Source organism: Pseudomonas sp. B21-048, assembly GCF_024748615.1.
Classification (GTDB): domain Bacteria; phylum Pseudomonadota; class Gammaproteobacteria; order Pseudomonadales; family Pseudomonadaceae; genus Aquipseudomonas.
In genome coordinates this window covers 1,806,823-1,821,018 of record NZ_CP087168.1, presented here as the reverse complement: position 1 = coordinate 1,821,018, position 14,196 = coordinate 1,806,823, and the positions used below count along the sequence as shown (strand labels likewise).

General features: G+C 58.3%; 10 protein-coding genes. 7 read left to right on the top strand and 3 right to left on the bottom strand.

The genetic code is table 11. The annotated features are described in order from the left end of the window. The first annotated feature begins 5 nt into the window (after positions 1-5). From LOY56_RS08390 to pabB, 3 genes are all read left to right on the top strand, one after another. Positions 6-1,541 carry an inactive transglutaminase family protein gene (locus tag LOY56_RS08390; protein WP_258621001.1) on the top strand — a complete coding sequence of 512 codons (1,536 nt, stop codon included), beginning with the start codon at positions 6-8 and terminating at the stop codon, positions 1,539-1,541. Beyond that, positions 1,541-2,527 (top strand): alpha-L-glutamate ligase-like protein, encoded by a 987-nt coding sequence (locus LOY56_RS08385; RefSeq protein WP_258620999.1) that lies wholly within the window; start codon positions 1,541-1,543, stop codon positions 2,525-2,527. Before LOY56_RS08390 ends, LOY56_RS08385 begins: the two co-directional genes overlap by 1 nt. 215 nt (positions 2,528-2,742) lie before the next feature. Continuing rightward, entirely contained in the window at positions 2,743-4,080 is a 1,338-nt protein-coding gene (gene pabB / locus LOY56_RS08380) for an aminodeoxychorismate synthase component I (protein WP_258620997.1), read from the top strand. 127 nt (positions 4,081-4,207) lie between these two features. Here pabB and thrH read toward each other — a convergent pair whose 3' ends face one another. Then, a complete protein-coding gene (gene thrH, locus LOY56_RS08375; RefSeq protein ID WP_038979889.1) occupies positions 4,208-4,825 on the bottom strand; it encodes a bifunctional phosphoserine phosphatase/homoserine phosphotransferase ThrH in 618 nt (205 codons plus the stop codon). 174 nt (positions 4,826-4,999) lie between these two features. Here thrH and LOY56_RS08370 point away from each other — a divergent pair, with 174 nt between their 5' ends. Next, positions 5,000-5,740 (top strand): phosphoadenylyl-sulfate reductase, encoded by a 741-nt coding sequence (locus LOY56_RS08370; protein ID WP_258620996.1) that lies wholly within the window; start codon positions 5,000-5,002, stop codon positions 5,738-5,740. Between the two features lie 153 nt (positions 5,741-5,893). Here LOY56_RS08370 and LOY56_RS08365 read toward each other — a convergent pair whose 3' ends face one another. Continuing rightward, positions 5,894-6,817, bottom strand: a complete 924-nt coding sequence (locus tag LOY56_RS08365) for a LysR family transcriptional regulator (RefSeq protein ID WP_258620995.1) — start codon at positions 6,815-6,817, stop codon at positions 5,894-5,896. 124 nt (positions 6,818-6,941) lie between these two features. On the opposite strand from LOY56_RS08365, the gene LOY56_RS08360 reads away from it, so the two are divergent. Next, complete coding sequence (locus LOY56_RS08360) at positions 6,942-7,688, top strand: 3-oxoacyl-ACP reductase family protein (protein ID WP_258620994.1); 747 nt, start codon at positions 6,942-6,944, stop codon at positions 7,686-7,688. Positions 7,689-7,762: 74 nt separating this feature from the next. On the opposite strand, the gene LOY56_RS08355 is transcribed toward LOY56_RS08360, so the two are convergent. Continuing rightward, positions 7,763-8,458: an HAD-IA family hydrolase gene (locus LOY56_RS08355; RefSeq protein WP_258620993.1), complete on the bottom strand. Its 696-nt coding sequence runs from the start codon at positions 8,456-8,458 to the stop codon at positions 7,763-7,765. A 265-nt stretch (positions 8,459-8,723) separates the two neighbouring features. Between LOY56_RS08355 and LOY56_RS08350 the strand changes: the two genes are divergently transcribed. Both LOY56_RS08350 and LOY56_RS08345 read left to right on the top strand, forming a co-directional pair. Further along, entirely contained in the window at positions 8,724-13,586 is a 4,863-nt protein-coding gene (locus LOY56_RS08350; protein WP_258620992.1) for an RHS repeat-associated core domain-containing protein, read from the top strand. 3 nt (positions 13,587-13,589) lie between these two features. Next, positions 13,590-13,988, top strand: coding sequence for a hypothetical protein (locus LOY56_RS08345; protein ID WP_258620991.1), 399 nt, complete (start codon positions 13,590-13,592; stop codon positions 13,986-13,988). Positions 13,989-14,196 lie beyond the last annotated feature (208 nt).

The following is a 14,196-nucleotide window of genomic DNA, read 5'->3' as shown; positions in this document are numbered from 1 at the left end:
TTCCAATGCGCTCTCTTACCCTCCACCTGAAATTGCTGATCGCCATCCTGGTGGTGTTGGGCATTTCAGTTACGGCCTATCAGATTTTCGTGCTCGGAATTCCGGTGACCGAAGACGCTACCGACGACTTGTGGAACATCGACGCCAAGGTCGAGTTCGTCGCCAACGCCAAGGATCCGATCAAAATCCAGATGTTCGTGCCACCGCTGAGCCGCGACTATGTGAGCCTCAACGAGAGTTTCATTTCCAATAATTACGGCGTGGCGGTGAACCGTGTCGACGGCAACCGCAAGGTCACCTGGTCGGCGCGTCGGGCCAAGGGCAACCAGACCCTTTATTACCGTCTGGTGCTGACCAAGCGCTACAGCGGCGAAAAATCCAAGGTCAAAGGCCCGACCTTCCGCGACAGCATCACCGTCGAAGGCCCGGAAAAAGTTGCCGCCGAAGCCCTGCTCGCGCCGATCCGCCAGCATTCGGCCGACGTCGAAACCTTCATCGGTGAGGCCATCAAGCGCGTCAACAACCTCAACGACGACAACGTAAAACTGCTGCTGGCCGGCGATCCATCCACCGCGAACAAAGCCAAAATCGTTGAGCTGGTACTGTCCATCGCCCACGTGCCGGTGGAAAAGGTTCACACCGTTCGCCTGGTGGCCGATCAGCCGCAAATCCCTGAACTCTGGTTGCGCAGCTTCAACGGCACTGACTGGCTGTTTTTCAATCCGGAAACCGGCGAACAGGGCCTGCCCACCGACCGCTTGCTGTGGTGGACGGGCGATGAAAACCTGATCACCGTCGATGGCGGCAAAAAAGCCAATGTCACCTTCAGCCTGAACAACAGCGAAATGAACGCCATTCGCCTGGCCAAGCTGACCGACGAAAACTCCGACGCCAACTTCCTCGACTACTCGCTGTACGGCCTGCCGCTGCAAACCCAACAGACTTTCATGATCATGGTGATGATCCCGATCGGTGTGCTGGTGATCCTGATCCTGCGCAACCTGATCGGCATTCAGACCCTTGGCACCTTTACTCCGGTGCTGATCGCCCTCGCCTTCCGGGAAACCCAGCTCGGTTTCGGCATCGTGTTGTTTACGATCATCACGGCATTGGGGCTGTCGCTGCGCTCATACCTTGAACATTTGAAACTGCAAATGTTGCCGAGGCTGTCGGTGGTACTGACCTTCGTGGTGGTGCTGATCGCGGCGATCAGCCTGTTCAGCCATAAACTCGGCCTGGAACGCGGATTGTCGGTGGCGCTGTTCCCGATGGTGATTCTGACCATGACCATCGAACGCTTGTCGATCACCTGGGAAGAGCGCGGTGGCGGCCATGCCATGAAAGTGGCGATCGGCACGCTGTTCGCTGCCTCCCTGGCGCACCTGATCATGAGCGTGCCGGAGCTGGTGTACTTCGTGTTCACCTTCCCGGCGGTTCTGCTGATTCTCGTGGGTTTCATGCTGGCCATGGGTCGTTATCGCGGTTACCGCCTGACCGAACTGATGCGTTTCAAGGCTTTTCTCAAGAAGGCTGAAGCCTGATGTTCGGTCTCTGGAAGACCTGGAAAGCCCTGGAAGCCCGGGGCATCATGGGGATCAATCGGCGCAACGCAGACTACGTGCTCAAGTACAACAAGCGCAGCCTGTACCCGATCGTCGATGACAAGATCATCACCAAGGAGCGCGCTATCGCCGCCGGCATTCATGTGCCGGAACTGTACGGCGTGATCTCCACCGAGAAGGAGATCGACAACCTCGGCGAGATCATCGGCGGGCGTACCGACTTCGTGATCAAGCCGGCCCAAGGCGCCGGCGGTGACGGCATTATTGTAATTGCCGACCGCTTTGAGGGCCGCTATCGCACGGTCTCCGGCAAGATCATCAGCCATGAGGAAATCGAGCACCATATCTCCAGCATCCTCACCGGCCTGTATTCCCTGGGCGGTCACCGTGACCGCGCGCTGATCGAGTACCGCGTGACCCCGGACCAGATCTTCAAAAGCATCAGCTATGAAGGCGTGCCAGACATTCGCATCATCGTGCTGATGGGCTATCCGGTGATGGCCATGTTGCGCCTGCCGACCCGCCAGTCCGGCGGCAAGGCGAACCTGCATCAGGGCGCCATCGGCGTCGGTGTAGACCTGGCCACCGGCCTGACATTGCGTGGCACCTGGCTGAACAACATCATTAACAAACACCCGGACACCACCAACGCAGTGGACGGCGTGCAACTGCCCTACTGGGATGGTTTCATGAAGCTCGCTGCCGGCTGTTATGAGCTGTGCGGGCTGGGTTACATCGGTGTCGACATGGTGCTCGACCAGGAGAAAGGGCCGCTGATTCTTGAGCTCAACGCCCGGCCCGGGTTGAACATTCAAATCGCCAACGATTGCGGGTTGACGTTGCGTACCCACGCGGTCGAAGCACGACTGGAAGAATTACAGGCCCGCGGGATAATCGAAACAGCGCAGGAACGCGTGGAGTTCGTTCAGGAAATGTTTGGGCATATTCCTGCGGTTGAGGGTTGATCCGAGACCAAGGTGCGACATTCGCGGGCAAGCCTCGCTCCTACAGGATGGTGCCGATCCTTGTAGGAGCGAGGCTTGCCCGCGAAGGCTGACTGACAGCCACCAACTCTTTCAACCCTGGCACCAACAGTTCAATCCCCGACATCCCCTCTAGGAGCAAATCCTGCAGAGGACTACAATCGCTTCCCCGCCTCGATGGCCGATCTGCCCCGCCCATGTTGACCTGTTCCGTACACCCGCTGCCCTATCGTGCCAACCCCGCCGAATACTTTGCGGCGATTCGTCATGCCCCCGGCGCCGTGCTGCTCGACAGCGGCCGGCCGAGCGCCGAGCGTGGGCGTTATGACCTGCTCAGCGCCTGGCCGCTGGAACAACTGGCTGTGTTACCGGATGAAAGCGGCAGCCATTTCCTTCAACGCCTTCGCGACCATCTGACACGGCTCGGCGAAGCCACTGTTCCTTTCGACCTGCCTTTCGCCGGTGGCCTGATCGGCTATTTGAGCTACGACTTCGGTCGACATCTGGAAAACCTGCCGAGTCAGGCGCGGGACGACCTGCAATTGCCCGACGCACGTTTTGGGCTGTACGACTGGGCCCTGATCAGTGATCACCACTTGGCCACCAGCCAACTGATGTTCCACCCGACGCTGATCGACAGCGAACGACGGCGCCTGATCGAACTGTTCACTCAGCCTGCACCTCAGCAAATCGAGCCTTTCAAACTGGACGGCCCGATGAATGCCGACCTGAGCGCCGACGACTATCGACAAGCCTTCGAACGCATTCAGCAGTACATCCAGGCCGGCGATTGCTATCAGGTCAACTTCGCCCAGCGCTTTCGCGCGCAATGCCAGGGCGATCCATGGGCCGCGTACTGCGCGCTGCGGGCGGCGTGCCCGACACCGTTTTCCGGCTTCCAGAGCCTGCCCGACGGCGACGCCGTGCTGAGCCTGTCGCCGGAGCGCTTCGTCAAAGTCAGCGAGCGCCACGTCGAAACCCGCCCGATCAAAGGCACCCGCCCCCGCGGTCTGACTGCTGCTGAAGATGCGGCGAACGCCACCGAACTGCTGGCCAGCCCCAAGGATCGTGCGGAAAACCTGATGATCGTCGATCTGCTGCGCAACGACCTCGGCCGCACCTGCCGCATCGGCTCGGTGCGGGTGCCGGAGTTGTTCAGTCTGGAAAGCTATCCGAACGTGCATCACCTGGTGAGCAGCGTTACCGGCGAGCTGGCGGATGACAAGGATGCGCTGGATTTGATCGCCGGCAGCTTCCCCGGCGGTTCGATTACCGGCGCACCGAAAATTCGTGCCATGCAGATCATCGATGAGCTGGAACCGACCCGTCGAGGGTTGTATTGCGGTTCATTGCTGTATCTGGACGTGCGTGGGGAGATGGACAGTTCCATCGCCATCCGCAGCTTGCTGGTCAAGGATGGACAGGTGTGCTGCTGGGGCGGCGGCGGGATTGTCGCGGATTCGGACTGGCAGGCGGAATATCAGGAATCGATAACCAAGGTGAAGGTGTTGCTCGATACTTTGCAAGGCCTGTAACCGACACCATGATCGTTCCCACGCTCTGCGTGGGAATGCAGCCCGGGACGCTCCGCGTCCCAAAGCGGACGCAAAGCGTCCATTGAGGCATGCCCACGCGGAGCATGGGAACGATCAGCGGCGGCAATTACAGACTCAACGCCCTATTCGAAGCCTTGATGAACTCCTGCTTCAACTCCGCAAAGCTGTGTACCGCCGGGAACTGTGGAAACTCGCGAATCACATTGTCCGGCGCATGGAACAGAATCCCGGCATCGGCTTCGCCCAGCATCGTCGTGTCGTTGTAGGAATCCCCCGCCGCGATCACCCGGTAGTAGAGGCTCTTGAACGCCAACACCGACTGACGCTTGGGATCTTTCTGACGCAACTGATAGCCCGTGACCCGACCGGCATCGTCGGTAATCAGACGATGGCAAAGCAAGGTCGGAAAGCCCAGTTGACGCATCAGTGGCTGGGAGAATTCGTAAAAAGTGTCCGATAGAATCACCACCTGAAAGCGCTCACGCAGCCAGTCGACGAACTCGCTGGCGCCTTCCAGAGGCTTGAGCGTAGCGATCACTTCCTGGATGTCGGAAAGTTTCAGGCCGTGCTCGTCGAGAATCCGCAGGCGCTGCTTCATCAACACGTCATAGTCGGGAATGTCCCGAGTGGTGGCCCTGAGGGATTCGATCCCGGTTTTTTCGGCAAAGGCGATCCAGATTTCCGGGACCAGCACACCTTCAAGATCCAGACAGGCAATTTCCACAAGACACTCCCATTTTGTACTGTTTATTGAGTCGAGCGAGCAAAAGGACTGCCGAACTCTAGCGACTCGCCCCCCTCTGCGCAACGCAGAGGGCACACCAGCCACCGCAGGATTTTGTTACCATCAGGCACATATAGAGCGCCCAGCGCCACCGACCTGTAGGAAGCCGCCCTGATGAGCCCATCGTTCGATGTCGTGGAACTCGCCACGACCTATGCCAACAAATCCGCCCAGGACATCCTGAAACTCGCGTTTGCCGAGTTCGGCGATGACCTGTGGATCTCTTTCAGCGGCGCCGAGGACGTGGTGCTGGTGGACATGGCCTGGAAGCTGAACAAGAACGTCAAAGTGTTCAGCCTCGACACCGGCCGCTTGCACCCCGAGACCTACCGCTTCATCGAACAGGTGCGCGAGCACTACAAGATCGACATCGAAGTGGTGTCGCCGGACTACACCAAACTTGAACCCTTCGTGAAGGAAAAGGGCTTGTTCAGCTTCTACAAGGACGGCCATGGCGAGTGCTGCGGCATCCGCAAGATCGAGCCGCTGCGTCGCAAGCTCTCGGGCGTGACTGCGTGGGCCACCGGCCAGCGTCGAGACCAGAGCCCGGGCACCCGCAGTGCGGTCGCGGTGCTGGAAATCGACACTGCGTTTTCGACCCCGGAACGCACCCTGTACAAATTCAACCCGATGGCGCAAATGACCAGTGAAGAAATCTGGGGCTACATCCGCATGCTGGAGCTGCCGTACAACAGCCTGCATGAGCGCGGGTTCATCAGCATCGGCTGCGAGCCTTGCACTCGTCCGGTATTGCCGAACCAGCATGAGCGTGAAGGTCGTTGGTGGTGGGAAGAAGCCACGCAGAAAGAATGCGGGCTGCATGCGGGGAACATTATCAGCAAATCAAAAGTTTAAACGATCGTAGCCTGCGACAGTTCCTGTAGGCGCTGGCGAAGCCTGCGATCTTTTGATCTTTACCAAATCGCTGGTGCGGTTTGGACTGCGTTATCGTTCTTCGCGGGCGAGTCGGATCGCCCGCGAAGGCCGCACCTCGGTTCTGAATCAGACTCACAGAGCACTAAACCGTGCTCCCAATCCCTGCTCCGCAAACTGCTCAATAATGAAATCGACAAACGCCCGGGTCTTTCCCGGTAGCAGTCTGTGCTCGGAGTAATAGATGGAGATGTTGCCATCGTCGACGTACCAGTCAGGCAACACCCGCTGCAACGTTCCGGCATCCAGATAGCCCACGGCAAACGGCATGCTCACCAACGCAATGCCCAACCCCTGAGCCGCCGTGGCGCAGGCAGCTTCCGAATCGCTCATGGTCATCCGCGTCTTGAGCATCAGCGGGTTGTGTAGCCGGCTGCGACTGGTCAGCTGCCAGGAACGGACTCGCCCCGTCTGTGGCGAGCGTATCAAAATGCCGTCGTGGTGTTTGAGGTCGTCGGGGTCGAGGATCGCTTCGTGCTTCGCCAGGTACTCGGCTGAAGCCACCAACACCCGATGGGCAGGCGTCAGCTTGCGCGCCACCACACCCTGTGGCAGTTCGAATCCGCCACCAATCGCCGCATCGAAACCCTGGCCGACCAGGTCGACCTGGCGGTTGTCGAAATGCCAGTCCGGGTTGATTGCCGGAAAGCGCTGCAGAAACTCTCCCAGCAACGGCACGATGTACAAACGTCCGAACACCGTCCCCATACTGACCTTGAGCGTGCCTGCCGGGCGTCCTTCGGCGCTGGCCAGATTGGCCACGGCATTCTGGATCGTATGCAGGCTGGCGCTGACTTCACCAAGAAACAGGTGGCCGGCCTCCGTCAGCGTCAGGCTGCGCGTGCTGCGCTGGAACAGCCGCACACCCAGTCGCGCCTCCAGCTTGGCGACACTCTTGCCCACCGCCGCTGGCGTCAGACTCAAGCGCCGCGCAGCTTCGGCGAAGCTGCCAACCTCGGCGCTACGTACGAAGCATTCGATACTGCTGAAGGTTTCCATAAGCGCCACTATAAACTTTTGGTTTACACAGACTATAGCAATGACGGTCTACACGGCGGGTAATGCGAGGCCGATACTCGACTCCAACAACAAGGCAGCCCGCCTTGAATTTCTGGAGATCGACATGACCACTCAACACCTCAGCGGTAAAGTAGCGCTGATTCAAGGCGGTTCACGCGGCATCGGTGCCGCCATCGTCAGACGCCTGGCCGCCGAAGGCGCTACCGTTGCCTTCACTTACGTCAGCTCCACCGCCAAAGCCGAAGAACTGCAAAACAGCATCACCCGCGCAAGCGGTAAAGCCTTGGCCATCAAGGCCAACAGCGCCGATGCTGTCGCCATTCGCAACGCCGTTAACGCCACCGTCGTAGCCTTTGGGCGCCTGGACATCCTGGTCAATAACGCCGGCGTTCTGGCTGTCGCACCGCTGGAAGACTTCAAACTCGAAGACTTCGATCAGACCCTGGCCATCAACGTGCGCAGTGTGTTCGTCGCCACCCAGGAAGCGGCCAGACATATGACCGAAGGCGGTCGCATCATCAACATCGGCAGCACCAATGCCGAGCGCATGCCCTTCGCCGGTGGCGGCCCTTACGCCATGAGCAAATCGGCGCTGGTCGGCCTCACCAAAGGCCTGGCCCGTGACCTCGGCCCACGGGGTATCACCATCAACAACGTGCAACCGGGCCCAGTCGACACCGACATGAACCCCGCCAGCGGTGACTTCGCTGAAAGCCTGATCTCGCTGATGGCCGTGGGTCGTTATGGCAAAGTGGAAGAAATCGCCAGCTTCGTCGCTTACCTTGTCGGCCCCGAAGCCGGGTATATCACGGGTGCCAGCCTGACCATCGACGGTGGTTTCGGCGCCTGATACAGGGTTCGATTGAAATAAAAACGCCGGCAACAGGTTACCGGCGTTTTTTTGTGTCCGGGATTATCGAGTGCTCAAGCCCAATCGAGTGCCGGCAAGCCACATGCACTGGGCTTGAACGCCTTCAACGTACGAAGAATGCCATCGGCGTGTGCGTACTTTTCGTCGGCCATCGCCGCATCCGGGATCGCAATCGCCGTCATCCCCGCCGCTTTCGCTGCGGTAACGCCGAAGGGTGAATCTTCAAACACCAGGCAATCCTCAGGCGCAACACCCAGGCGCCGCGCCGCCGTCAGGAAGATATCCGGCGCTGGTTTGGCCGCGCCCACTTCCGGGTCATCAGCGGTGACGATGAAGTCAAACAGCGCGAACCAGTCGCGGTGCAAAGTGGTTTTCTGGCCGAACGACTGACGTGAAGAACTGGTGCCCACTGCGATAGGAATGTTGTTGGCGTTCAAGTGCCGAACCAGCTCTTCTGCGCCGGGCATCGCCAATGCCGTTGGAAAACGCTCGCGCATCAAGGGTTCGCGGATCGCCAGGAATTTTTCGGCGCTGATTGGCAGGTCCAGCGCCTCGACCACATAGCGCGCCAGGTCACCCGCGCCACGACCGATGATGTTCTGTTTGACGCTCCAGTCGAAGGTCCGGCCATAACGCTCGGCAATGATGGACGTGACCTCGGTGTAAATGCCCTCGGTGTCCAGCAACAAGCCATCCATGTCGAAAATCACGGCTTTGATCGGGCCGAACTCATCCAAGGGTGTATTCATCGCATCTGATCCGTTTTCTCATGACATCCCCAGGAGCGGCTAAAGCACGACCGGGTCGGTGATGGATTAAAGGGTTCAGCAGCATAGCGAGCACGATCTGCAGAGAGCAACGGGCAATGCCTGGTGGATGCAAAAAATCTGCGCCGAGGCGCCCACGATGATTTAGCGACTTTCCCTACACCAAACACCTCCTTTCCCGACTTCTTTCCTCGTTGATCCCCCGCAAAGTCTTGCGCTCCACATTGATCAGCGCGAGGGACTGCGAATGTTCGAACCTGACAAGGTCCTGGCCTTGAACAATGCCATCGGCTTGCTGGTGATTGCCGCCATGAACCCCGAGCAGCCGAACGTCGAAGCGTTGCTCGGTGATTTTCGACTCTGCCTCAATGACTACGAGGCCTGGGCGGAAAATTTCTGGACCGGCGGGGCGCTGAATGTCGAACAAGTGTTCAAGGTCGGCAACGAAGTTCGGCTCAGCGCACCGAAGGATTCAACCACCCCCAGCTCGACGCTCGCCATGTGCCCCGCCAGCGGTCCGTTGACCCTGGTGCACCTGTTTGAGGCCGCGCGTTTCGTACCGATCGGCAATACGCCGGTAATGCTCGAACCGGTGATCTCGCAGCGCAATGGTGAACTGACGTTCGGTGAGCCCGTCCACGAAACCATTGGCCCCAGCGGCATCCTCGAAATCCCCGAATGCTGGCGCGGCCAGCGTTATCGCATCACCTTCTTTCCCAATGTTTCCACTGAGCACGTCAAAGCGCTCTACGCCTCCTATCAAAACGTGATCGGCGAGCTGGAAGGCTGGTTGCGCAATGAGTGGTCGAGCGAATTCGAGCCCTTGTGGGCAGGTTTTTCCGAGGCAGGGTTCACCCAGCGCTACGGCATGCTGCAACAGGCTGACTGGCGCGGCTTCGAGCGTTCGCTGCACGGTTTGTGGGATGACGTGAAGCAGGTCTACGCGCTGCTGGCAGACCTGCAAACCAACAGCGAAAAACTCCTTGAATACCTGACCCAAGGCGAGCTTGAAACGCTGCTGAATGCCTCGACTGAAGCCATCGCCAATGTGCTGCTGATGTTGAGCGATGAGCCGTTGATGTTCATCCATCTCGCCGCCTTTACCAGTTGGCTGAGGATGTTGCCGCCGCAGTACGTCGCCGAAACCGTGGCGCAAATTCGTACAGAACTATTGATCAGTTTCCTGCTGGTGCGCCTCACCGGTCCTACGGGCCTGAAGCTCGGCATGAGCGCCAAAGTACTGGATAAGATCAAGTCCCGGCGAGTTCGGCAGTGGTTGGCCGCGGCCAGTTTGCGACTGGCCGAACTGACGACCAGATCTGACCTGACAGCCCACGCTGGCGCGCTCAAACCGCTCGCGGTCAGCGCGCGGAATGCGCCACTGAAACCTGCACCGACGGTTGCGCTGCAGATCAGCGCCGGCGACTCACCGGTTGTGCGGGTGAACAATCCGGTGGCAATCGCTCGCGACAAGTCCAACGCCATGACCCGGCTGGGGCGATACGAACCTCACGACGATGCATCGAATCAGGCGAAAAACCCCAACGGCGACAGTGCCGATTGCGCGGCACTGACCTGCACCAGCGGCTGTCCGGTATCGATGGTCACCGGCGAAGAACTGCTGACCCTGACCGATGGCTCGCTGGATGGGCTACTGCCGTTTGCCTTTACCCGGTTGTACCGCACCAGCGCGGTGGAGATCGATTGCGGGCTGGGCTGGGGCTGGAGCCATTCGCTGGCGCAGCGGTTGGAGCTGGACGATGAACAGGTCGTCTGGGTCGACCATGAAAACCGTCGTACGACGTTTCCGCTGCCGAGCGTCGAACGCCCGCTGATCCACAACAGCCTGTCACGGGCGGCGATTTACCTCGGAAACGAACCGGAGGAGTTGATTCTCGCGCTAGCCGGCGAGACGAGCCGGTTCTACCACTTTCATAACGGTCGGTTGACGGCGATCAGTGATGCCTACAACAACCGTCTGCGCATCACCCGCGACCGTCAGGAGCGCATTCAACGCCTCGATAACGGCGCAGGTCGTTCTCTGTTGTTGTGCTACGAGCGCAAGCACCTCGTCGCCATCCAATACCAGTCGTTTCATCCCACCGATGCCATGGGTGAGGCCTGGCGTACAGAGCAAACGCTGGTTTTCTATCGCTACGACGCCCGCCAACGCTTGATCGAAGCGAGCAACGCCGCGGGTGAAAGCGAGCGTTACGACTACGACGACCAGCACGTGATTTTGCAGCGGCAACTGGCCGGTGGCGCGAGCTTCTTCTGGGAGTGGGAACGGTCTGGCAAGGCGGCCAGATGTATTCGCCATTGGGCATCGTTTTCGCAGATGGATGCGCGCTATGTCTGGGATGACCAAGGCAGTGTCACCGTCCAGAACAGCGATGGCAGCGAAGAGGTTTATGTCCACGATGACCGCGCGCGGCTGGTTCGCAAGGTCGAGCTGGACGGTGGCGAACAGCTCAAGACCTATGACGACCAAGGTCGCTTGGTGGCCGAGCAGGATCCGCTCGGCGCCGTCACTGAATACCGTTACGACGACGTCGGACGGTTGGTGGCGCTGATTCCGCCGGAAGACAAGCCAACATCCTACGAATACCGCAACGGTTTCCTGCATGCGCGCTATCGCGGCAAAGCGGTGTGGAAATATCGGCGCAATGCTCAAGGCGATGTCACCGAGGCCACCGATCCCGACGGGCAAGTCACCCACTATCACTACGACATTCAGGGACGAATGCTATCGATCCGCTACCCGGACACCAGTCGGCATGTGTTCGCCTGGAATGCCTTGGGGCAGTTGCTCGAAGAGACCTTGCCGAACGGTGGTCAGCGGCGCTTTTCCTACGATGCGCTGGGTCGGCAGATTACCCGCAAGGACGAACATGGTGCGCTCACCCGGTACCAATGGGATGCCGTCGGCCGATTGGTTCAGACGACGCTGCCTACCGGCGCCAGCCGCACCTTCAGTTACAACGCCTACGGCAAGATCACCGCCGAACGCAATGAGCAGGGCCGCGTCACGCGCTATGAATACGCCGACGATTTGCACCTGGTCAGCCGCCGGATCAATCCCGATGGCACGCAACTGCGTTATCGCTACGACAACGCTCAGTTACGGCTCACGGAAATCGAAAACGAATCCGGCGAAAAATATCGCCTGGACTACACGGCCAACGGCCTGATCCGACAGGAAATCGGCTTCGACGGCCGCCGTACCGCGTACGCCTACGACCTCAACGGCCACCTGCTGGAGAAAACCGAGTTCGGCGATGACGGCTCGCAACGGGTGACGGGGTATCAACGGGACTCGGCCGGACGCCTATTGGTCAAGACGTTGCCTGACGGCATCCAGATCGGCTACCGCTACGACTCGCTGGGCCGACTCGTCAGCGTCGACGACAGCCACGATCACCCGCTGGAATTCGAGTACGACCAGCAGGACCGGCTGATCACCGAGCATCAGGGGTGGGGCACCCTGCGTTATGGCTACGACGCCTGCAGCCAGCTCAATCGCCTGCGTCTGCCGGACGGCAGCAAGCTCGATTACCACCACGCCAAGGGCGGGGCGCTGATGGCCATTGACCTCAATGGCGCACGTCTTACAAGTCACACGTACAAATCCGATCGCGAGCTTCAGCGCCGGCAAGGCCTGCTGCTCAGCGAATACGCCTACGACGACCAAGGCCGACTGAAAGCCCATGCCGTCAGCCAACATCAACATCCTCTGTGCCGCCGCGACTATGCCTACAGCCTCAACGGCAATCTCGACCACATCGCCGACACCCGCCACGGCCAGCGCTGCTACCAATACGACTCGCTCGACCGCCTGATCCGCGTCCGCCATTCCCGTGACCAATCGCCGGAAAGTTTTGCCCACGACCCGGCTGGCAACCTGTTGATGCAGGATCGTCCCGGCGCCGCGAAGGTGCTGGGTAATCGTCTGCTGATGCAAGGCGACCGTCATTACGACTACGACGCCTTCGGCAATCTCATCCGCGAACGCCGTGGCACCGCGCAGAAACTCGTCACCGAATACCGCTACGACTGCCAACACCGATTGATCGGCGTCAGTACCCCGGACGGTCGTTGCTCAAGCTACCGATACGACGCCTTCGGCCGCCGCATCGCCAAAACCGTTGATGGAAAAACCACCGAATTTTTTTGGCAAGGTGACCACCTCGTTGCCGAAAGCAGTAAGGAACACTACCGCAGCTATGTCTATGAACCGGGCAGCTTCCGCCCGCTGGCCATGCTCGACGGCAAAGGCCCACGCCAAGCCTGCCCGTTCTACTACCAACTCGACCACCTCGGCACACCACAAGAACTCACCGACTACAGCGGCGACATCATCTGGGCCGCCCGATACACCGCCTATGGCCGCCTCACCCGCCTCAACCGCGACACCCATCAGATCCTCGATCAACCGCTGCGCTTTCAGGGTCAGTATTTCGACGCGGAGACCGGCCTGCACTACAACCGGCATCGCTACTACAATCCAGATGTCGGGCGGTACCTGACGCCAGACCCGAGCAAGCTGGCGGGCGGGTTAAACGGCTATCAGTACACGCGCAATCCGGTGGGATGGGTTGATCCGCTGGGGTTGAGTGAGTGCCCTGGAGGGGATGGGTGTAAGAAGCCGTCGTTTGGGGATGAGGAACCAGCGGGTAAGGTGGGGGTTGATGAGGGGGATGCTCAACTTCCCCCATATACTGAGGAAAAGTATTTATATCGTGGAGATAGTCGCCATCCAGATGAAATTTTTTACCAGGGCTTTAAAACCAAGGGTGACAGCAATGATTTACTGCTTCACTCACTTGACAGCAATAAGCCTCCGAGCAATTTTGTTAGTACTTCTCCGAAAAGAGAAGTTGGAATTGATTTCGCGACAAAATTCAATATGAGAAGTGGTTTTTTGTACACCATGCGAATGATTCCAGGTAGAGATCTTGTAAAGGAACTTGGAAAAAAATACAAATTTAGTAATGAAAGGGAGGTAGCAATTCAAGGTGGAATCAAAAGAGAAGATATTCTCGGTGTTACACCTATTGGTGCTGATGGTCGCCCCACTAGTTACACCACCTTAAATCCGAACAGGAAATAGAAAGTGGACAGCGTAGAAATTGTGATAATCAAAAACGGTAGGCGCCAAATCGCGAAACTTTTCTGCGACTCGGAAGCGCTAACTATTAATTTTGTGATGGAGGATGGATATAGCAAAACTTATGCAGGGGCAGATTTTTACGAGTGCCTTGGCAATATCAGAAAAGAGCACTGCAATGTAGTTTTCCTGTGCAAAGGAGCAAAAATAAACGTACACCCTTCTAGCATGTCCTCACAGATGTCGCTCGGAGTAAAAGCATATGAACTCACACTAGGTAAGTATGCAACAAGGAATGACATAGTAAATATTTTTGACTATGAAGAAAATAATCTTACGAACGATCCAGAGGTTCAGAGAGACTTCTTTATGCACTGGTTTGAATCAGATATTGCAGAGGAGTAGCAAGTCGAGAAGAGGTCGAGAACCAAGGTTACTCAATACCAACCCCTCAAAGGAAAATGGTCAATGCCCCTTAAGAGAATACCTATACTGATGGACAGCAAGCAAGAAACAGCAACCTTGGATTATGACGAGCGAACACCTTGCATAAATTTGACACTGGAGAGCGGCTGGACAAAAAACTTCACAGGTCAGGACATCTATGATGTGT

What these genes read in the sequence shown, in the direction of transcription:
- LOY56_RS08390 (WP_258621001.1), top strand. Translation starts at nt 6, where the DNA reads ATGCGCTCTCTTACCCTCCACCTGAAATTGCTGATCGCCATCCTGGTG.
- LOY56_RS08385 (WP_258620999.1), top strand. Translation starts at nt 1,541, where the DNA reads ATGTTCGGTCTCTGGAAGACCTGGAAAGCCCTGGAAGCCCGGGGCATC.
- pabB (WP_258620997.1), top strand. Translation starts at nt 2,743, where the DNA reads ATGTTGACCTGTTCCGTACACCCGCTGCCCTATCGTGCCAACCCCGCC.
- LOY56_RS08370 (WP_258620996.1), top strand. Translation starts at nt 5,000, where the DNA reads ATGAGCCCATCGTTCGATGTCGTGGAACTCGCCACGACCTATGCCAAC.
- LOY56_RS08365 (WP_258620995.1), bottom strand. Translation starts at nt 6,817, where the DNA reads ATGGAAACCTTCAGCAGTATCGAATGCTTCGTACGTAGCGCCGAGGTT.
- LOY56_RS08360 (WP_258620994.1), top strand. Translation starts at nt 6,942, where the DNA reads ATGACCACTCAACACCTCAGCGGTAAAGTAGCGCTGATTCAAGGCGGT.
- LOY56_RS08355 (WP_258620993.1), bottom strand. Translation starts at nt 8,458, where the DNA reads ATGAATACACCCTTGGATGAGTTCGGCCCGATCAAAGCCGTGATTTTC.
- LOY56_RS08350 (WP_258620992.1), top strand. Translation starts at nt 8,724, where the DNA reads ATGTTCGAACCTGACAAGGTCCTGGCCTTGAACAATGCCATCGGCTTG.